Origin of the sequence: Bacillus cereus (assembly GCF_002577405.1) — a bacterium.
Classification (GTDB): domain Bacteria; phylum Bacillota; class Bacilli; order Bacillales; family Bacillaceae_G; genus Bacillus_A; species Bacillus_A cereus_AU.
Map to the genome: position 1 here is coordinate 1 of NZ_NULR01000015.1, position 20,321 is coordinate 20,321.

A 20,321-nucleotide genomic window follows, 5' to 3' on the forward strand; every position below is an offset into this window, starting at 1 on the left:
ATTTTAAAAATAAATTAAGTTATGATTGTGTTATAATTAAATTTACATTTTATATTTTTATCAATTTAACTTTACATAATAAAATTATTGATTTCACATAACAGAATTTTACACATAGGAGGAAAAGGTATGTTTGAAAGACAGGAAATAAATATGAATATGAATACGAATGAAGTAAAAGCTTATTTAGGAATTAGTAGCTTTATTTTTAATACTCTTATGAAACAAGGACAATTAAATCCAATTAATCGAGAGACCTGGCGTTTAGATGGTAGCTTTTTATTTAAGCGAGAAGACATAGAAAAGCTCAAAAAAGATCGTGAAACAGAAGGAATTACCTTATATCAGGCAGCAAAAGATTATAATGTGAGCATGTATCAACTTGAAAAGTGGATAGAAGAAGGAGTATTGACTTGTACTATACAGAAACATCGTAATCGTGAGACTAAATTTGTAAATGAGGAAGAAATAAACGGATTGGTACAGCAATTGGATCAGGCCAATACGCTGTATACATTCTCACAAAAATATAATGTAGTATTGTTCCAAAAATTCATGGAAGGTAATAAATTAGCACGCATTATATCCATTCCGAAGCGCGGGGATATTGTGCTTATTGATGAGTTTGGAAACAATATGACACTAGAAGATTCCATTAAAATGGGGTATAAGCCTGCATATATTTTATCTGATAAACCAAGAAGTCATCACCAAAAGTTTGTAAAGTTTCGTTTTCCTAAATCAAATCAATTGCGAAGTAACATTTTCCACTTAATTGACTTAGTACTACAGTATGTATCACCAAGAAATATTAAGATTTCTGAGGAAGATGGTTTTTGGTACTTTGATATTCGTCAATCCATTATTCAATTACCAATGCAAATGCAGGTAGAATGGATTGATTGTTTAACCCCATATATAATAGAAGGAAAATTAACAAGACGTGTTAATAATAGCGTATATTTAGATAGCAGTAGTGTTACTAAGGCAGTAACGATAACAAGCAGTGAATACCATGCAATCACAAACATTGTAAAAGAAACAAACAATTCTATTGAAGAATTTATTGCATCCGCTATTCGTGAAAAGATTTATGATTATCAAACGTCAGATAACTAAATTTTGAACTACTCACCACTTAACATCCTCGCGGACTGTTTGAAGTGGGAGATTCCTAAGTACAGAAACCTAACGGTTTCTAATTCATTAGGCTATCCCCGTAGTTCCTACGGTTAAGAGACGAATTGCTTCGTTTTTAAGATTGAGCGCTGCGTTTCGATCTCGGTTCTGTTGCAAAGTTTTTTAATAGATAGCAAGTTAGGGTGAGTACGCTGGATCTGATGCAATTGCGAGTAATTGCTGTAAGTCATTGTACGTTGAAAAAACGAAGTTTGGCTGCAAACTTCGTTTTCGTTTATATATAGCATGAATCGTTTCGATTCCTTTCAAGGTGCGCGAAGCATAGCGAAGACTTTGAAATCCTGCAGATTTGGCAAAGCGGCGTTTTACATGTCTATGGTCCTGTTCTATGAAATTATTCAAATGCTTGATTGTACAATGAGTTGTATGTTTATAAAAGCCTTGTTCCTTTAATTTTTTGAATGCACAAAGTAATGCCAGCGCTTTGTCTGTTGTTAGAACCGTTGGTTCTCCAAACTTTTTCACTAACCTTTTCATAAAGGCATATGCAGCCTGATGATCCCGTTTTTTACGAAGTTGAATATCCAATGTGTACCCTTCTTTATCAATTGCACGATACAGGTAACGCCATTTTCCTTTGACTTTTATATAGGTCTCATCCAATTTCCAAGATAGTTGTACTCTTTTATTTTTCTTCTTCCAAATTTGATAAATCAGGTGGCCATATTCATGAACCCAGCGCATAATAGTTGTTGGATGAACTGAAACACCACGTTCTTTCAAAATTTCAGAGACATCACGATAGCTTAAAGAAAAACGACAATAGTAACCAACGGCTACCAAAATAATATCTTGTTTAAATTGCTTTCCTTTAAAATATCCCACTTATGATTCTCCTCACTCTGTTTTGCAAAGGTTTAGCTTAGTTTTAAAAACTTTGCAACAGAACCATAAATTGTTGTTTTCTAATGATTAGGGTAATTTAATTGGTATAATAGACATAACAAAAGATTTTACTACTACAGGAGGCAGCAGTAAAAATACGTTTAAATGAAATAATAACAATAAATATGATACAAAGAACAATGCTAAAGGGGTGTAGTGAATGAGTAACTTTGAAATGCTTGTTAAGACGTGGCCATTATTCGCTCAACTTGGAAAACAGGCGGAGGAAAATATATATCGTGATCCAAATGTATCGATAATTAAGCTACGTCTATTTGCTGAAAAAATGACGGAAGCGTTGTTTACTCTTGAACGCAGCACTTTTTGGAATTTAAATGGACAAGTAGATAAGCTACGTGAATTAGAGCGTATGGGTGTACTTGAAGATGAGATTACAACAATATTCCACACTATTCGTAAGACTGGAAATAAAGCGGCTCATAACAATTATGGGAATACCACTGAAGCAATGACACTGATTCGTTATGCCCATTACCTGTCTAACTGGTTCATGGAAGTATACGGTTCGCTCGATTTCAAGCCTACTGAGTTTATCGAACCAAAAGACATTGATAAAGCAAGAACAGATGAACTAGCTAAATTGAAAGCACAGGTTGAGTTAGTTGAATCTGAAAAATTGGCGTTTAAAGCTCAGCTTGAAGAAATTGAAAAACAGGCTGAATTACAACCCGAAGAAGTCCGTGAAGAACGACGTGAGCGTTCAAAAGCCTTTTTGCGCAATACTCAGCTAACTGAGAAACAGACACGTTTGATGTTCATTGATGAACAGCTACGCGATGCTGGATGGGAAGTTGATACAGAGTCGTTGGATTGGCGAAAAGGTGCTAGACCTGAAAAGAATAAGAACAAAGCAATTTCTGAAGTACCAACAAAGTCTGGTCGTGCTGATTATGCTTTATTTATCGGACTTCAATTAGTGGGTGTGATTGAGGCTAAGAAATACGGTAAAGATGCTGCTGGGGATATGCTACAAGCTAAAGAGTATTCTAGAGACGTCAAGGATACAGGTGAATTTGATGTTCAAGGGGTTTATGGTGATTACCAAGCACCATTCATCTATTCAACGAATGGTCGTCCTTATTTGAAACAGTTGGCTGACCAGTCGGGTATTTGGTTCTGGGATGCTCGAACACCTAATAAATCATCGTTTGCTTTGGAAAGTTGGCATAGCCCAGATGATTTGAAGCAAAAACTTATCGTGGACGAAAAGAGAGCTGAAGATGAGTTGAAGAAAGAGGAATATCCGGATTTCGCCAATCGCCATTATCAAATCAGTGCAGTAAAAGCTGTAGAGCAAGGACTTGCTGAGAATAAGAGAAGAATGTTGCTGGCGATGGCAACTGGTACTGGTAAAACACGTCTCGCCTTATCATTGATGTATCGCTTAATTAAAACGAAACGTATACGTCGTGTTTTGTTTCTAGTTGATAGACGGAGTCTTGGGACGCAAGCGGCAGATGCATTAAAGGATACGAAAATTGAAAACCTTTCTTTTGCTGATATTTATGATGTGAAAGAAGTCACTGATGTGTTACCTGAAAAGGACACAAAGATTCATATTGCGACCGTTCAGGGTATGGTAAGACGTTTATTTTATAAAGATAATGTAGATGAAATTCCTTCTGTCGGAACATATGATTTCATCATTGTGGATGAAGCTCATCGTGGGTACACAGAAGATAAAGAAATGTCAGAAGACGAACTATATTTCCAAAATGAAAAAGATTATGTTAGTCAATATCGTAGGGTTATTGATTATTTTGATGCTACTGTTTTAGGGTTAACTGCAACACCAGCACTGCACACTACACAGATTTTTGGCGCGCCAATTTACACGTATTCATATACAGATGCAGTTGTAGATGGTTATCTGGTGGATCATGAACCGCCTTATACATTTGAAACAGAATTATCAACGAACGGTATTAAATTCGAGGCTGGGTCAGATGTTGATGTTTGGAATGAAGAGACGAAAATGATTGATAAAGCTCATTTGAAAGATGAGTTGGATTTTGATGTTGAACAGTTTAATAAGAAGGTTATCACAGAAAACTTTAATCGAGTTATCTTGGAAGGACTAACAGAACACATTGATCCAAACGAGCCAGGAAAAACGTTGATTTTTGCAGCGAATGATAAGCATGCAGATTTAATTGTTCGGTTGCTGAAAGAAGCTTATGAAAAAGCGGATATGCCTGTTGATGATGATGCTATTGAAAAAATCACGGGTTATATTCGCCATCCGGATAAAGAAATCAAACGTTTCAAAAATGAAAAATATCCAAACATTGTTGTAACGGTTGATCTTTTAACAACAGGGATTGATGTTCCTAAAATTGAAAATCTTGTATTTTTGCGTCGAGTACGTTCACGTATTTTGTATGATCAGATGTTAGGGCGTGCAACAAGACTTTGTCCAGAAATCGGAAAATATGCATTTAAGATTTTTGATGCGGTGCATTTGTACGATTATCTACAAAATGTGACTGATATGAAACCTGTTGTTTCTAACCCTAAACAAACCATTCAAGAAATCTTGGATAAAGCTATTCAAGCAGAAGATGCTGAGGAATTTGGTTTCTTTAAAGCGGAACTGATGGGAAAATTACAGCGGAAGAAACAAAGGTTAAGTGAAGAATCGCAAAGAGAAATACAAACGCTGAACGCTGTTAATGACTTGGATAAATGGATTCAGAATATAAAAATGCTGAGCCGTGAAGAATTGGAGTCTCAATCGGAAAATATTCAACGGATAGGAATGTATTATGAAACACCGAATCCAATCTATATTTCTGTTAAAGAAGATAAACTCTTAGATATTTCACGTGGATATGGTGAAGGTAATGTGAAGCCAGGTGACTATTTGAATGATTTTAACCAGTTCATTCGAGAAAATATAAACCTAATTCCGGCATTACAAATGGTTGTTTCAAGACCTAAGGATTTAACGTATCAAGATTTGCGTGAAATTCAATTAAGACTTAAAGAAAAGAAATTTGATGAAAAAGCATTACAAGAAGCATGGCGACAAGAGAAAAAAGAATATATTGCTGCTGATATCATTAGTTTTATTCGGCAAGCTGTGTTAGGAACAGCCCTAGTTGACCATGAAACTCGAATTAAGAATGCTATGCAGAAAGTTTATGGTATGGAGAGTTGGACTCCAAGGCAGAAAAAATGGCTTGAACGTATTGAAAAACAACTTCTCACAACTTCAGTCCTTGCCCCAACCGCTAAGAAATACTTCGATGAAACTGAAGTATGGAAACAGCAAGGCGGTTATAAAGCGGCACTGCGTCAGATTGGTGAGAGCGTTGATTCGATAATTGAAGTAATCAATGAACATCTTTATATAGCATAAAAACCAGTTGACTAGACTCAGCTAAAATGAAAAACTATTATATAGATTCTTGAGATAATAGATTTAAGGAAAAGAGGAAGAACGTACCGTGAAAAACAACGAAATAGTTCATAAATTATGGAAAATGGCAGACGTACTGCGTGATGATGGCATTAGTTATCAAAATTACGTAACTGAATTAACGTACATCTTATTTTTGAAGATGATGAAAGAACAAGAAACAGAAGATTCAATTCCAGAAGGATATCACTGGAATGACCTTGTTTCAAAAGAAGGTCTAGAACTAAAAAACTTCTACAAACAATTATTATTAGACCTTGGAAATTCTGAAATTACTAAAGATAAACGTTTGAATATGATTTATGCAGACGCCTCAACACATATTGATGAACCTAAAAATCTTGAAAAAATCATCAAAGATATCGATGCTTTAGACTGGTATTCAGCAAAAAATGAAGGCCTTGGAGACTTGTATGAAGGCTTACTTGAAAAAAATGCGAGTGAAACAAAATCTGGTGCAGGTCAATATTTCACACCACGTGTGTTGATTGACATTATGGTTGAGTTGATGAACCCAGATAAGTCAGAACGCTTAAATGATCCTGCTGCGGGAACGTTTGGTTTTATGATTGCAGCAAATCATTATTTGCGAGAAAAATATGATGATTTCTTTGATTTGAAACCTGAAGAAGTGAAATTTCAAAAAGAAGAAGCACTTAGTGGGATGGAGCTTGTCCAAAATACACATAAACTCGCATTGATGAATGCTTTGTTACATGACATTGAGGGACGGTTAGAGCAAGGAGATGCACTTTCTGCTAATGGTAAGTGGATGAAAGGTTTTGACGTTATCCTAACAAACCCACCATTTGGAACGAAAAAAGGTGGCGAACGCGCTACTCGTGATGATTTAACCTATGAAACGAGCAATAAACAATTGAATTTTCTACAAACCATTTATAATTCGTTAAAGACAGATGGAAAAGCTCGTGCAGCGGTGGTTGTGCCGGATAATGTACTATTCGCAGACGGAGTTGGGGAATCTATCCGCCGTGATTTGATGGACAAATGTAATCTCCACACAATTCTGCGTCTGCCGACAGGTATCTTTTACGCTCAAGGTGTTCAAACAAACGTACTGTTCTTTACTCGTGGAATGACTGAAAAGAACAATACAAAGAATGTTTGGATCTTCGATATGCGTAACAATATGCGTTCATTTGGGAAACGTAATCCACTGAATCAAAATGATTTTGTTGAATTCTTGGAATGCTATAAACGTGACGATATGGAAAATCGTAAAGAAACATGGAGCGAAGAAACTCCAAATGGTCGTTGGCGTAAATATTCATTCGAGCAAATTGAAAATCGTGATAACGCAAGTTTAGATATTTCTTGGATGGAAGAGGAAAGTGACACACCTGATTATACGATAGCTGAAATGCTTGATTTGATGCAGAAGAAATCTGATAATATTGCGGAAGCCGTTGCAAAACTTCAAGAGTTACTTGGTGAGGTGGAAGAATGATAGACACAAAAGCCTTACGAGAAAAAATTATTGACCTGGCAATGCGCGGGAAACTTGTTCCGCAAGATCCTAATGACGAGCCGGCGAGTGAGCTTCTAAAACGTATTAAAGCGGAGAAGGAAGAACTCATCAAACAGAAGAAAATCAAGCGCGATAAGAATGAAACTGAAATTTTCCGTGGTGATGATGGTTTATATTATGAGAAGTTTGCAGATGGGACAAGAAGAGGAGTTCAATTACCTTTTGGTTTTCCTGACTGGTGGGATGTTCAACGCTTTAATTCCCTGATTTCTTTAGTAAGAGGGAGTTCTCCAAGACCTATTAAAAACTTTGTCACGACAGATGAAGTTGGTGTGAACTGGATAAAGATTGGTGATACTGAAAAAGATGGTAAGTATATCGAATCAACGGCAGAGAAAATCACTGTAGAAGGTTCTAAAAAATCTAGGGCTGTATTTGAAGGAGAGTTTTTACTTTCAAACTCAATGAGCTTCGGCCGCCCATATATCTTAAAAATTGACGGATTCATTCATGATGGTTGGTTTGCTCTTAGGCACTTTAATATTGCATATGATTCTGACTTTCTATATTTGCTCATATCATCTAAATTAGTGAACAGTCAATTTTTAATAAATGCTACTGGTTCAACAGTTAAAAATATCAGTAGTGATATCGTTAATGCTACTTTCATGCCTTTACCTCCAATTGAAGAACAAAAGCGCATTGTTAAAGTTGCAAATGAGCTTTTACAACTTGTTGACGGTATTGAAGAAGAGCAACAACAGTTACAAGAATTATCAGCAGAACTAAAGAAAAAAGTTCTCGATGTCGCCATGCAAGGCAAGCTTGTTCCTCAAGATCCTAACGATGAACCTGCATCAGTTTTACTTGGAAAAATCAGTAATGAAAAGCAGAAATTATACGAAGAAGGAAAACTCAAGAAGAAAGATTTAGAAGAAACCACCATCATAAAAGGTGATGATAACGCCTATTATGAGAAGTTTGTAGATGGGACAGTTAAAGAAATTAAAGTACCATATCAGGTTCCTGAAAATTGGCAATGGACACGTATAGATCAACTAGCACAGGCAAAAGGCGGAAAACGTGTTCCAAAAGGTATGAGTTTACAAGAAACCAAAACGCAATATCCTTATCTACGTGTAACAGACATGAAAAATGAAACAATACTAACTAAGAAATTACAATATGCTTCCGAAGAAGTTAGAGATAAGATTAAGAATTATATGATTAGTTCTGATGACGTCTATATAACGATTGCAGGGACTATAGGTGATGCGGGTATTGTACCAATAGAGCTTGATGGGGCATTATTAACAGAAAATGCATTAAAGCTTGTGCTTTTTTCAGAAGTGAATCAAAATTTCCTTGTAAAAATAATTAATTCTAATGTGGTTCAAAACCAATTTACTGCGTTATTTAAACAAGTGGCACAACCTAAACTATCAATTAAGAGTACAAATTCAACACTTGTTCCCTTGCCACCACTAAAAGAACAAGAACGTATTGTCCGTTGCTTTAATGAGGTCTCTCAAACTCTGGCTGAACTTGACTAATCATTTCTTCAATCCTTAACTGTTCTTTCAACGGCGGTACAATTATATTGAGCTGTAATAAAACATCTCTCGATATTCCGGGTATCATACTTTGATCTTTACTTTTCATTTCTTCAATTCGTGATTCAAGGTATTGTTGAGTGAATTTAGTATCCAACAAAAAAATGATTTATTAAAAGAGTAGGAAATGGCTTCAGATAACAAGTGTTTATTTAATATTCGTTTATTTTAATCAATCTTTTTTATAAAAACCTCCACACCCTAAAGAAGAAACCCACGCATTTTGATCAATCTTTGTTCAAAGTTCGTGGGTTTCTTCTATTATAAAATCAACGTTTGCAGTATGTTTCTGATCAAACTTTATTTTAAAGCTACAAAGAGAATACCCCAAAATATGAAAAAGTAGCCCTCCACCTGGCCAAAAAGGATAAGGTGAAGGGCTATTCTTTATACTTCTATCATTTCTTACTATCTTGTACGAATTTCAGTATTCATACATTACAGAGTGCTTGATTAATCGTATGCTTTTACATCTGTTAATGATGGAAGGGAAGCAATTGCTCCGTAATTTGTACATGTTACAGCACCTACTTTATTTGCAAATGAGATAAACTCTTTTAAATCTTTGAAGTTATGAAAAAGAGTTTGTTCACTTTTTGCAATTTGGTATAACATCGCTCCGACGAAAGCATCACCAGCACCAGTTGCATCTACTTGTTTAATGGAAACAGAAGGTACAATGATTTGAGAGTCTTGTGTTGCGAGAAGGGTGCCGTCTTTTCCGAGTGTAATAGCTACAACTTTAGCCCCGTAATGTAGTAATTTCAGGGCTGATTGTTGTAAATCAGTTTCTTTAGAAAGCATTGTGGCTTCTTCTTGGCTTACCTTTACGAAATGTGTGTGTTTTATAATGGATAGGCAATCTTGAGAAAATTGCTCTATATCTGTAATCAGTGCCTCTCGATAATTTGGATCAAAAGAAATAAAATGATTATTGTCTTTCGCAAATTGTAATAGTTGAAAGTATGTTTCCTTTAATGGACTTGATAATAAGGCAGTTGCCGAACCGAAATGTATTAGATCATTACGTTTTATTTTCGATAAATCAATTTTATTAAAAGTGTATTCACCATCAGCTCCGCGCATAAAAATAAAATCTCGTTCGCCATCTTTATCGATGGATACGAAAGCAAGCGTGGTTTGTTTATCTTTTATGAGCATTGAAGTATCAACATGTGCACGCTGTAAAGTTTGCTCTAGAAAATCACCGAATGGATCATTTCCTACTTGTCCCATAAATGTAGCGTGTCCACCTAATTTTGTAATAGCGGCGGCAACATTAGCTGGAGCCCCACCAGCTTTTTTTTCGAAATCTGCACCATCTACTAAAGAAACATTGGAATTTCGACAAACGAAATCAATTAATAATTCACCTATACAAAATACATTTCTCATACAATCCCTCTTTTAAGTTTATATTGTGTAATTGTAAAATGTAGTTTTGCATCTGAAAAGATTGCGATATGCTGTTTCATGTCTTTTCGCGGAAATACTCTAGACGTAAAGACAGTGGAACCATCATATAAGAAAATTTCTACGATGCTATTATCTACAAATATTCGCAGTTCTATCGTATCGCGAATATCAATTTTTTTACAACGTTCGTACCCATATTCTCCGCCGAATTGGTGATGGAAATTGCGGCGATCTATGGAAACAGTTCCTTTTTCGCGGTTAAATGTAATCGGTAAAGATTCCTCTTCATTATGGAAGAGGGAAAGGCCAAATTTGTTCGCATCATCTGTTTTAAGAGTGACAATTAATTCATATGAGTATTCATGGCCAAGAGTGGTTAATACGTTTAGCCCAGTAGGTATGTCACCTGAAATCTCTTTTTTGGTTGTTCTTAGCTTGGTTAGTTCTGAAACTGGTTTTTGTTTTAATATATTATTTTCTAACGCTAGTTCTCGCGGAAGTGTTAAACAATGAGCCCACATATAATCGTCAGAAGGATATGTTATTTCGCTTGAGCCCGCCCAAGCAAATAAAAGGCGGCGCCCAGACGGATCTTCTAAAGTTTGAGGGGCATAAAAGTCGAATCCTTTATCAACTTCGTAATACGCATCAATATGGAAATATAAATTTTCGATATCAAAATGTCCAATTGCATATACAACATTATATACATTTTGAAAACTTTCCTTGTCTCTTTCGATTCCTTGTGGCGAAAAGAGTAACACATCTTTTCCTGATAGTTGGAAGTAGTCAGGGCATTCCCACATAAATCCAAATTCTTTTAAATTTGTTTGAACCTCACCTTGGAAATGCCAACTGTATAGGTCTAGTGACTTATATAATAATAGAGTCCCCGTTTTATTTTCACGTTGTGCTCCGAGTAACATATAGTACGTATCGTTATTTTTCCATACTTTTGGGTCACGTACATGCTTCGTATATCCATCAGGGATCATATCAATAACAGGATTATTACTATATTTAGTCATCGTATATTGAGAATCCATCGTTACCATACATTGTTTAGCATCGCGAGAATCATCAGGTTTTTTTATATTTCCTGTATACAATAAGTGCAGGAGCCCATCTTTTATAATAGAACTACCGGAATATGCGCCATGCGATTCATAGCGTTCAGTCGGGATGATGGCGACTGGCATCCGCTCCCAGTTAATAAGGTCTTTTGATTTTACATGTCCCCAATGTTTCATCCCGTGTATCGGGCCAAATGGATACCACTGATAAAAAACGTGATATTCATCATTGTAGTATGATACACCGTTAGGGTCATTCATTAATCCATATGGTGGATGGATATGATAAATAGGTTTCCATGAATCTTGATTTGCAATTTCATTTAAAGAATATAATTCTTCTTTATTAGATTGCAGTATTGTTTTATATTTCGACATAGGTTTTCACCTCGTTGTTATTTACTTTCTTTATATAAAATGAATGTGGTAACAAAAGCAGTGATAACTGCAATAGCGAAGCCGATTACATAGTGAATCACATTCATCATGCCAAGAGGTGCAACAATTGTAAGCATTGGAATACCTGTTAAACCATATGCATTTGCTGCAACTTGCATCCAAACAACGTAAGCGCCTCCAATTGCGCCTCCAATAGCTGCTGCAATAAATGGTTTACCAAGTTTTAAATTGACACCAAAAATAGCTGGTTCTGTAATTCCTAAAAATGCTGAAGCTGCTGCTGGAATTGCAATTTCTTTCGTTTTTTTGTTTTTTGTTTTGAAATAAACTGCTAAAGTAGCCCCACCTTGAGCAACGTTCGCCATTGACCAAATAGGGAGTAAGAAATTGACACCGATATCTTTATTAGCGAGTAAGCCAGCTTCAATAGCATGGAAGCTATGATGTAAGCCAGTAAGAACGATTGTTGAATATAGCCCACCGAATATAAGGCCAGCTACTGGTCCTGCAAATTGATAAATAGTATTTAAAAGGTACGTAATACCGTCACCGATTTTATATCCAATTGGTCCGATAATAATAAGTGATAAAAAGCCAGTTATAATAATTGTTAAGAAAGGTGTAACTAATAAATCTAAAGAGTTCGGAACACGTTTTCGGAGTTCTTTTTCAATTGTACTCATAACATATACGCATAATAAAATAGGTAAAACAGTGCCTTGATAGCCAATCATATCAATATCCATACCAAGGAAATGTAAAACAGTTGGTTTTGCATTTGAAAGAGTCCAAGGATTCGTTAAGCTTGGGTGAGTTAATATGCCGCCAACAACTGCACCTAAGAAAATATTTCCGCCAAATTCTTTAGCAGCACTAACCCCGATTAAAATAGGTAAAATAATGAAAGCTGCACTTGAGAACATATCAAGCAATTGGATAAGTGAGTGATCGCCAGGAACTAATTTAAACGCTTTCAACATTCCGAGTAGCCCCATAAGTAAACCGCTTGCGACAATAGCTGGAATAATTGGAACGAAAATATTGGATAATGTCTTTGCAAGTCGAGCCAACGGATTCATTTTTTTCTTAGGAATATCGTTTGATACTGGGGAATCAAGTTCGGTCATTCCAATTAGTTTTGAAAATTCATCATATACTTTGTTTACTACACCAGTTCCAAAAATAATTTGATATTGATCAGACGTTGCAAAAGCACCTTTAACCCCATCGATGTTTTCGATTTCTGCTGCATTTATTCTTGTTTCATCTTTGAGTATAAGACGAAGGCGAGTAGCGCAATGTGTAGCGCGAATAATGTTTTCTTTTCCGCCGATGTTCTGTAAAACTTGCGTTGCGATTTGTTTCATATTCATAAAAATTCCTCCTTACTAATACACTTTCTATTTATGGAACCGGTTCCGTTATTGGTTAAAATAAAAAACAGGGGTGTGATGTGAAAATCCTGTTTTTAAAATGTGGAACCGGTTTTATTTTTATTATAGAGCGTCTTTAAATTTTGTCAACGCTTTCTTGGATTTTTAATGTATAGCGAGAATGTAATATTTTAGGGATTATTTTGTTTTCAACAAGCTGTGAAAGGGAAGTAGCAGCAAGCTTACCAGCATACTCATAGTCAAATGCGATTGTCGTTAAGCTAGGGTGTACCATTTCTGAAATATCATATCCACCGAATCCTGCTACAGAGATATGATTTGGAATAGAAAGGTGATTAGAATGAATTACTTTCATTGCTCCAAGGGCGATATTATCTGTAGCACATACGACAATAGTAGGGCGGTTGTAATCCAAAATATGCTGTACTTGTTTCATCGCATCTTCTATTTTGAAAGTTGTTTCGTAATAAGAAACGGTGCAAGTAGGATCTAAATTTTCAATCGCTTTTTGAAAACCATTTTTTCGATTTAAACCAACAGAAATATCATCTTTTTCTACTCCTAAATAGGCGATATGACGGTGGCCTTGTGATAATATGTATGCTCCTAGCTCATAAGCAGCGTCAAAATCATCATGAACGAGGCAATATTGATCCTCATATTCTTGACCAACAAATAAAATAGGGGTAGTAGAATTAGCGATAATGTGTTTATGCTCTTTTGTTAAACTTTTTGTTAATAAAATTATGCCAGCTACTTTTTGTTTTATAAAGTTTTCCATTGCTTGAATTTCCGTTTCGATTTTTTGATTCGCATTTGCAACAAGCATTTGATAGTTATTTTCTCGCAAAGTATTATCAATCCCGATAAGTGTTTTTGTTGTGGCGAAGGAATCTAATCGGGGGATAATGACACCAATTAAATTTGTTGTTTTTGCTTTTAAACTTTGTGCAAATGTATTGGGAGAGAAATTAGTCATTTCAATAATACTTTCAATTTTTTGTTTTGTTTTATCACTTACATATCCACCATTTAAGTAACGGGATACAGTACTTTTTGCAACACCTGCTAATTTAGCGATATCTGCAATTGTCTTAGCCATAGTATTCCACCTTTGTATTTAAAAAAATGTTAATTTTATTATATGAAGAATTGAAGGTTACGTAAACAAGACAAATAAATTAAAAATGAGCACGCTAAATACACCTAGTTAGGTATTATTTTTAAAGATTATGCAGCTTTCTTTCGTTTTGAAAATTAACTATACTCATAGACAACACTAAAACGGCCATCTTATGCTTCTTGTTACAACAAAAGTGTCACTTTACCTATAAGTTGGCCGTATTTTGAAGCATAAGTTGGCCAGAAAACACTTATTTTTGTAGATAATTATCAAATTATTCAAAGGAATTAGAAGCATAAATTGGCCGTAAGTTAATTATTAAACCATAAGCTGGCCGCAAATGGAGTAAAGGAAATAAAGACAATGATTGCTTTTAACCACTAATATAATGAGATGAATAAGAAACTGCATACGTAGGTGAAGAGGATGTTTCACAGAATGTTGATAAGTCGGGAATTATTGGTGAGGAGAACTTCTGATAATGTTACGTTATGTTAACTCTCTATGAATATCGTATACAACCAAAATTACAAAACATATCACTTCTTCTAAATGGTACAATTAGGAAAAAGGTGGAGGTTCAATGAATTTTCTCATGCAAGGTTTTGATGCTAAATGCAAGGTATTAGAAAGGAGTTCTAAATATTGAATATTCCTTTTTTAGGTCTAATTCTACAAATAATCTTTTTTCTATCAATGACGCTTTTCAGTTTTGTAAGAGTGTATTTTTTGGATAATTTTTCTGTCTATCCAGTAGCTCTAGTTGATTTATTTATAGGATTAACAAGTTTTATCTGTGGTTTATACGGAGTAATAAAGAAAATAAAACCATTTCTCTCTTTATTCGTTATAATCTCAGGTCTATTCATTTGTTTCTTTTTTATTTTTGTTTATCTTTTACCTGAAGCGGGAACTCCTCCCGCTATTCCTTGGTTGTATTCCTAAATAAAAGAAATTTTTTTAACTTCCAATAACGAATTTTACGTCAACTAGTACCTCTTTACGAGGGGCTAGTTGTTTTTTTTGTTGTATGCATATTAGAAGCATAAGTTGGCCGTTTTGGCCATCTTATGCTTCTTGTTACAAAAAGTAATGACAATACTAGATTTTCGAAATGAAAATAGGAGAAATTTAGTATACTCGTTATATTGAATTCCTCTTATTTTATTTTTTATTATGGAATAATTTCGTTTAGCTAATTAAAACTTAGCAGAGAAGAGAAGAGACGATAGAAAAACTACAAGAAATGACGAGTAAATTTAAAGTATAATAACATCAAATAAGTAAGGTGAAAATGATATCACCTTACTTATTTTTCTACTTAATAACTAGGGGAGCTATTGAAGGAATGAGAAAAAGAAATAAACTATGGAATTTATGGAAAACCATTACACTGTTAGTTTGTACCGTTGTAATTGTTTCTTTACTCGTAACAGACGTTTTAATAAGCCATAATGTTGAACAGGCGACAGAAGATAACCAAACAGAGAAGGCAAAAACGATTGCACGTATTGTGGCGAATGATTCTATTGTAATTGATGGGTTGACGGGGAAGGTAGATACCTCCTTGATTCAGGTGTATACAAATAAGCTATTAAAGAGTACAGATGTACAATTTATTGTAGTTATGGATATGAATGGAATACGAAAATCTCATCCAGACCCTCAAAAAATAGGGCATCATTTTCTTGGAGGCGATGAAGGACCTGTATTGAAGGGAAAGGAACACGTCTCGTTAGCAAAAGGAACTTTAGGGATTTCTATGCGAGTATTCGTACCTATTCTTGCTGACACAGGTGAACAACTTGGTGCGGTCGCTGTTGGCATTTCAGCTGATAATATAAAAGAGAGGGTGAAAGAAAGTAGACATATTATTTATATCGGTGTTGGTGTTGGAATATTAGTTGGAATTATAGGAGCGATATTGCTAGCTAGACATATAAAGAAAAGTTTATTTGGTCTTGAGCCGCATAGGATAGCGAAAATTCTTGAAGAAAGAAATACGATGCTGCAATCTGTAAAAGAAGGTATTATTGCTGTAGATAAAGAGGCAAAAGTAACGTTAATTAATAATGAAGCAAAACGAATATTAATGAAAGATGGAATTACAGAAGATTTTATCGGTAAAGATATTGAATTGTATACGCCGAATTCACGTATGAAAGAAGTGCTGCAAACAGGAGAGGTACAATTAAACGAAGAACTAAATTTTTTTGGGGTTACAATTGTTACTAATCGGGTTCCTTTATATGTAAAAGGAGAAATAGTTGGCGTGATTGCAACATTTCGTGATAAAACAGAGATTAGAAAATTGGCAGAGGAACTAACCGGTATCAGGTTATATGCGGAAGCATTACGGGCACAGTCCCATGAATTTATGAATAAAATGCATGTCGTATTAGGATTAACACATATGAAACAGTATGAAGAACTTCAAAAATATGTAAGTAGCATGGTATCAGAGCATCAATATGAAATTGGGGGGATTATGAAAAAAATTCAAAGCCCCGTATTTGCTGGATTTCTACTAGGTAAACTTAGTTATGCTAGAGAGAAAGATATACAGTTAATTATAAAAGAAGATTCTTACTTACCAGAAATATATGATGAACATATTATTCATGAACTGATTACCATTGTCGGAAATTTAATTAATAACGCATTAGACGCAGTGATGAATTGTGAGAAGAAGCAGGTTGAAGTTGGAATACAAGATGGGGATACATTAATCATTACAGTACAAGATACAGGGAAAGGTATACAAGAGGATGAAATTGATATGTTATTTATAAAAGGTTATTCCACAAAGGGTCATAATCGGGGGTATGGTTTGCATCTTGTAAAGGAAAGCATACAGCGAATAAATGGGGACATTCATGTTCATTCATCGTTAGGAACGGGAACGACAATAACGATTGAAATACCTAAAAGTAGGGATGAGAGATAAGATGATCAAAGTTTTGATTGTAGAAGATGACCCGATGGTCGCAATGTTAAATACGCATTATTTAGAGCAAGTGGGAGGGTTTGAACTTGTCCATGCAGTTAAATCAGTTAAAGAAGCGATAGAAGTATTAGAGAAATCACGAGTAGATTTAGTATTACTTGATATTTTTATGCCTGAAGAGACCGGGTTTGAGCTTTTAATGCATATTCGGCATCAAGAAAAAGAAATCGATATTATGATGATTTCAGCTGTACATGATATGGGGAGTATCAAAAAAGCATTACAATATGGCGTAGTAGATTATTTAATTAAACCATTTACATTTGAACGATTTAAAGAGGCATTAACTGTATATCGAGGAAAACTTACTTTTATGAAAGAACAACCAAAAATTAGTCAATCGGAATTAGATTCGCTAATTTTACAAAAAGAAAAAAGAGTGCCCTTTGACGATAAAGAGCTTCCAAAAGGATTAACGAAGCAAACGTTGCAATTAATTTGGCAGAAGATCGAGTCGCTGAATGGACGAGCGTTTACAACAAATGAAATGGCGCAATTAGTAGGAGTTTCAAGAGTTTCTATTCGAAAGTATGTAATGTTTTTGACTGAAATTGGAGTGTTAGAAAACGAAATGGTATATCAACATGTGGGAAGACCTGTGAGTAAATTAAGATGTGTTGACCAAAATAAAATAGATTTTTACGTTTAAGCGACTTATTATAAGTCGCTTATATTTTTTTAATTACAAAAGTAATTATAAAACTTACAAAAACTATTTTTACTATTGAAAGCATTTTAATATTATTGTTCAGATGAATTAAAGGAAGTAGAAATGCAAGTAAAAAAGAGAATAAAGGGGTCTGGAGCATACCGGATCATCTTGACGGAATAAAACACAAATTAAATCGAAAAGATGCTGCAGCATAAATTCTGCAAAAGTAGAATATTAAAATTTCATTCATCAAGTTATTAATATAATAAAAATATATCTGTTCACAAGGAGATGTTTAGTTTGTTGAATTATAAAAAAAACGCAGAAGTTTTAAAAGTATTAGCTCATCCAATACGAATTAAAATTTTGAAAGAATTAATTACAAGAGGCGCATGTAATGTAACTCAAATTGTAGATATTCTTGGTATCCCACAATCTACTGTTTCGCAGCATTTATCGAAGATGAAATCTCAAAAATTAATTATGAGTGATAGAAAAGGATTACAGATTTACTATAGTGCTCAAAATAAAACTATTAATTCCATTGTCGAAATGTTATTGGATTTGAAACTATTAATTGTAAATAAAAATTAGTAATCCTTCTGATTCTGATGCAAAGATTGAGGCCTATCCAAGGCAGAATAGCTTATCTGCAACTTTATGTGGGATAGGAAGGATTAAAAGAACTTTATATACATTAGAGTGGTTGCTTCACCTTTATCAAACGAATCCTTATTTAAATAAAAGAAACCCCGATTGTCTGCGGGGCTCCTAAGGGTAATCGTCAAGTAATGACGTACTCGACTAATTAACCATATCATGAATTTTTTGGTAAAAATACTGGTAAATGTGTCCAAATGGATATGGCATCATTTTGAACAAAAACGCTGCTTTAATCTCAAACAAAAGAGCAGTTAGCAAAAGCTAACTGCTTGGTTCTCCAAGGGGGAACAAGGAGAAAGTAACTTAATGGGTTGTCTGTATTATTGACGGAATATTTAGTTTTATTCAAGGGGGCTTATTTTTTTAATGTAATTTAGGGTTGGTTCCAGAAAAGTGACATACCGCAAAAATATAAAATTATTAAAAGGACCATTACTATGAAAGCAATTAAAGAAACTTTCTTCCATAGATTTTTCATCAGTAGATCTCCTTTATGAAGAATATTAACACTTTTCCAGAATCTGAATAAAATAATCCTTTTACGAAAAAAGGTCCTGTTGTCTCCAACAGAACCTTTCCTAAAATGGCAAAGAGTAACTCTTACCTTACTCTTCTGCTATATAATACACAAAACACGTATAAATGTGTAGAACAAGAAATTCCAATATAATTATTCGAATATATTGTTGAAATTATTCCTTCAGGATTTAATATAAGTAATTAAATTACAAATGTTGATTTACCGCGTTCTAGAAACTCATTTATATAAAGTTATATTCAATAAAGTGATATTGAGATAATAAAATATATTGTAAGTGGAAGTACTCTGAAGTGCAACAAACGTTGATATGACGGCATATTTTCCGAAAACCTTGTTTACATAAGTAATCTTATCGGTAGTTATAAAAACACAAAATTTTCTGTTTCAAAATCAAAAGTATTCTTATCTTATTGAGATATAATCAAAAATTTCTAAGATAGTTTTTTATCTGCATTACGTTGTGATTTTTATTTATTCGACTATCCTATTTTTTAGAAATTACAAGGTTTATATTATGGTATGAATAAAATAAATGGATATACAGAAAAAAACCTTCTATCTCAAAACGAAAAGTAATCTTAGTTTTTGAGACAGAAGGTGAAATTGAAATGTCAGCAAGACATATATTCCTTCCCTATTCGTTTAAAAGAACCGTTTATCTCTTTCTTAATAAACAATATGGCACTGAATAACAATCTTTTCATACAATCAGTTCACTTTCTAACTATTTTCGGTTCTGGTGCAAAAAATACNNGTTCGCAAGGACTTTAACCCAAGCATCGGGCGCATTCGTTTTTTAATGAAGCGGTGATCCTGCTCTACGATATTGTTGAGATATTTCACTTGTCTTAGTTGGATGCCTTCAGGCATCTGCTTTTTTTTAACTCTTGGATAGCGATGGGATAAGCTGGGTTCTTGTCTACAGTTATTACACGAGGCTTAGAAACGTGCGAAAAAGCCAAGGCTTTCTTAAACAAGCGCTTGGCTGCTTGTTTATCCCTTGATTCACTTAGATAAAAATCAATGGTATTCCCTTCTGAATCAACGGCACGATACAGATACGGCCATTGACCTTTGACTTTCACATAGGTTTCATCGACTCTCCAGGAATCATTTGTTGACTGAAGATTACGCCGTACTCGTTCATCTAATTCAGGTCCATATTGATGTACCCAACGCATGATGTTTGTATGAGCAATAGATAGTCCGCGTTCTTCCATCATTTCCACCAAATCACGAAAACTGAGGCTGTACCGTAGGTACCATCTCACGGTTAATAAAATAATATCAGGTTGATAATGTTTCCATTTGAATTCTACTGTTTTTTTCATACCGATACACGTCCTTTTTAGTTTAGTAGTATCAGTATGTCTAAGTTTACTAGATTTCTTGCACCAGAACCTAAATTAGTATATCTCCAATAG

Annotated in this window: 13 protein-coding genes and 1 pseudogene; 7 read left to right on the forward strand and 7 right to left on the reverse strand. The window is 34.5% G+C overall.

Features of this window, described 5'->3' with window-relative positions:
• The first annotated feature begins 129 nt into the window (after nt 1–129).
• Nucleotides 130–1,119 (forward strand): DNA-binding protein, encoded by a 990-nt coding sequence (locus COC96_RS19750; protein ID WP_098769202.1) that lies wholly within the window; start codon nt 130–132, stop codon nt 1,117–1,119.
• A 198-nt stretch (nt 1,120–1,317) separates the two neighbouring features.
• Here COC96_RS19750 and COC96_RS19755 read toward each other — a convergent pair whose 3' ends face one another.
• Nucleotides 1,318–2,025 carry an IS6 family transposase gene (locus COC96_RS19755; protein WP_098769203.1) on the reverse strand — a complete coding sequence of 236 codons (708 nt, stop codon included), beginning with the start codon at nt 2,023–2,025 and terminating at the stop codon, nt 1,318–1,320.
• A gap of 220 nt (nt 2,026–2,245) precedes the next feature.
• Here COC96_RS19755 and hsdR point away from each other — a divergent pair, with 220 nt between their 5' ends.
• The 3 genes from hsdR (at nt 2,246) to COC96_RS19770 (ending at nt 8,569) form a co-directional block, all read left to right on the forward strand.
• Nucleotides 2,246–5,467: a type I restriction-modification system endonuclease gene (gene hsdR, locus COC96_RS19760; RefSeq protein ID WP_098769204.1), complete on the forward strand. Its 3,222-nt coding sequence runs from the start codon at nt 2,246–2,248 to the stop codon at nt 5,465–5,467.
• Nucleotides 5,468–5,555: 88 nt separating this feature from the next.
• Nucleotides 5,556–6,995, forward strand: a complete 1,440-nt coding sequence (locus COC96_RS19765; RefSeq protein ID WP_098769205.1) for a class I SAM-dependent DNA methyltransferase — start codon at nt 5,556–5,558, stop codon at nt 6,993–6,995.
• Nucleotides 6,992–8,569, forward strand: coding sequence for a restriction endonuclease subunit S (locus COC96_RS19770; protein ID WP_098769206.1), 1,578 nt, complete (start codon nt 6,992–6,994; stop codon nt 8,567–8,569). Before COC96_RS19765 ends, COC96_RS19770 begins: the two co-directional genes overlap by 4 nt.
• On the opposite strand, the gene COC96_RS28545 is transcribed toward COC96_RS19770, so the two are convergent.
• From COC96_RS28545 to COC96_RS19790, 5 genes are all read right to left on the reverse strand, one after another.
• Nucleotides 8,532–8,678 carry a hypothetical protein gene (locus COC96_RS28545; protein ID WP_142340021.1) on the reverse strand — a complete coding sequence of 49 codons (147 nt, stop codon included), beginning with the start codon at nt 8,676–8,678 and terminating at the stop codon, nt 8,532–8,534. The two genes, COC96_RS19770 and COC96_RS28545, sit on opposite strands and share 38 nt — an antisense overlap.
• 404 nt (nt 8,679–9,082) lie before the next feature.
• Nucleotides 9,083–10,024 (reverse strand): carbohydrate kinase family protein, encoded by a 942-nt coding sequence (locus COC96_RS19775; RefSeq protein ID WP_098769207.1) that lies wholly within the window; start codon nt 10,022–10,024, stop codon nt 9,083–9,085.
• Complete coding sequence (locus COC96_RS19780) at nt 10,021–11,496, reverse strand: glycoside hydrolase family 32 protein (RefSeq protein ID WP_098769208.1); 1,476 nt, start codon at nt 11,494–11,496, stop codon at nt 10,021–10,023. Before COC96_RS19780 ends, COC96_RS19775 begins: the two co-directional genes overlap by 4 nt.
• Nucleotides 11,497–11,513: 17 nt before the next feature.
• Nucleotides 11,514–12,890: a sucrose-specific PTS transporter subunit IIBC gene (locus COC96_RS19785; RefSeq protein ID WP_098769209.1), complete on the reverse strand. Its 1,377-nt coding sequence runs from the start codon at nt 12,888–12,890 to the stop codon at nt 11,514–11,516.
• Between the two features lie 136 nt (nt 12,891–13,026).
• Nucleotides 13,027–14,013 (reverse strand): LacI family DNA-binding transcriptional regulator, encoded by a 987-nt coding sequence (locus COC96_RS19790; RefSeq protein ID WP_098769210.1) that lies wholly within the window; start codon nt 14,011–14,013, stop codon nt 13,027–13,029.
• Nucleotides 14,014–15,382: 1,369 nt separating this feature from the next.
• On the opposite strand from COC96_RS19790, the gene COC96_RS19800 reads away from it, so the two are divergent.
• From COC96_RS19800 to COC96_RS19810, 3 genes are all read left to right on the forward strand, one after another.
• Nucleotides 15,383–16,981, forward strand: coding sequence for a sensor histidine kinase (locus COC96_RS19800; protein WP_098769212.1), 1,599 nt, complete (start codon nt 15,383–15,385; stop codon nt 16,979–16,981).
• Between the two features lies 1 nt (nt 16,982).
• Complete coding sequence (locus tag COC96_RS19805; RefSeq protein ID WP_098769213.1) at nt 16,983–17,690, forward strand: response regulator; 708 nt, start codon at nt 16,983–16,985, stop codon at nt 17,688–17,690.
• 303 nt (nt 17,691–17,993) lie between these two features.
• Entirely contained in the window at nt 17,994–18,287 is a 294-nt protein-coding gene (locus tag COC96_RS19810) for an ArsR/SmtB family transcription factor (protein WP_098769214.1), read from the forward strand.
• 1,420 nt (nt 18,288–19,707) lie between these two features.
• On the opposite strand, the pseudogene COC96_RS19820 reads toward COC96_RS19810, so the two are convergent.
• Nucleotides 19,708–20,228: pseudogene (locus COC96_RS19820) on the reverse strand (IS6 family transposase); the annotation flags it as partial.
• Nucleotides 20,229–20,321: the final 93 nt, after the last annotated feature.

Bases quoted from the DNA above. Each gene is read 5' to 3' on its own strand.
- COC96_RS19750 (WP_098769202.1), top strand. From the start codon at position 130: ATGTTTGAAAGACAGGAAATAAATATGAATATGAATACGAATGAAGTA.
- hsdR (WP_098769204.1), top strand. From the start codon at position 2,246: ATGAGTAACTTTGAAATGCTTGTTAAGACGTGGCCATTATTCGCTCAA.
- COC96_RS19770 (WP_098769206.1), top strand. From the start codon at position 6,992: ATGATAGACACAAAAGCCTTACGAGAAAAAATTATTGACCTGGCAATG.
- COC96_RS28545 (WP_142340021.1), bottom strand. From the start codon at position 8,678: ATGAAAAGTAAAGATCAAAGTATGATACCCGGAATATCGAGAGATGTT.
- COC96_RS19775 (WP_098769207.1), bottom strand. From the start codon at position 10,024: ATGAGAAATGTATTTTGTATAGGTGAATTATTAATTGATTTCGTTTGT.
- COC96_RS19780 (WP_098769208.1), bottom strand. From the start codon at position 11,496: ATGTCGAAATATAAAACAATACTGCAATCTAATAAAGAAGAATTATAT.
- COC96_RS19785 (WP_098769209.1), bottom strand. From the start codon at position 12,890: ATGAATATGAAACAAATCGCAACGCAAGTTTTACAGAACATCGGCGGA.
- COC96_RS19790 (WP_098769210.1), bottom strand. From the start codon at position 14,013: ATGGCTAAGACAATTGCAGATATCGCTAAATTAGCAGGTGTTGCAAAA.
- COC96_RS19800 (WP_098769212.1), top strand. From the start codon at position 15,383: ATGAGAAAAAGAAATAAACTATGGAATTTATGGAAAACCATTACACTG.
- COC96_RS19805 (WP_098769213.1), top strand. From the start codon at position 16,983: ATGATCAAAGTTTTGATTGTAGAAGATGACCCGATGGTCGCAATGTTA.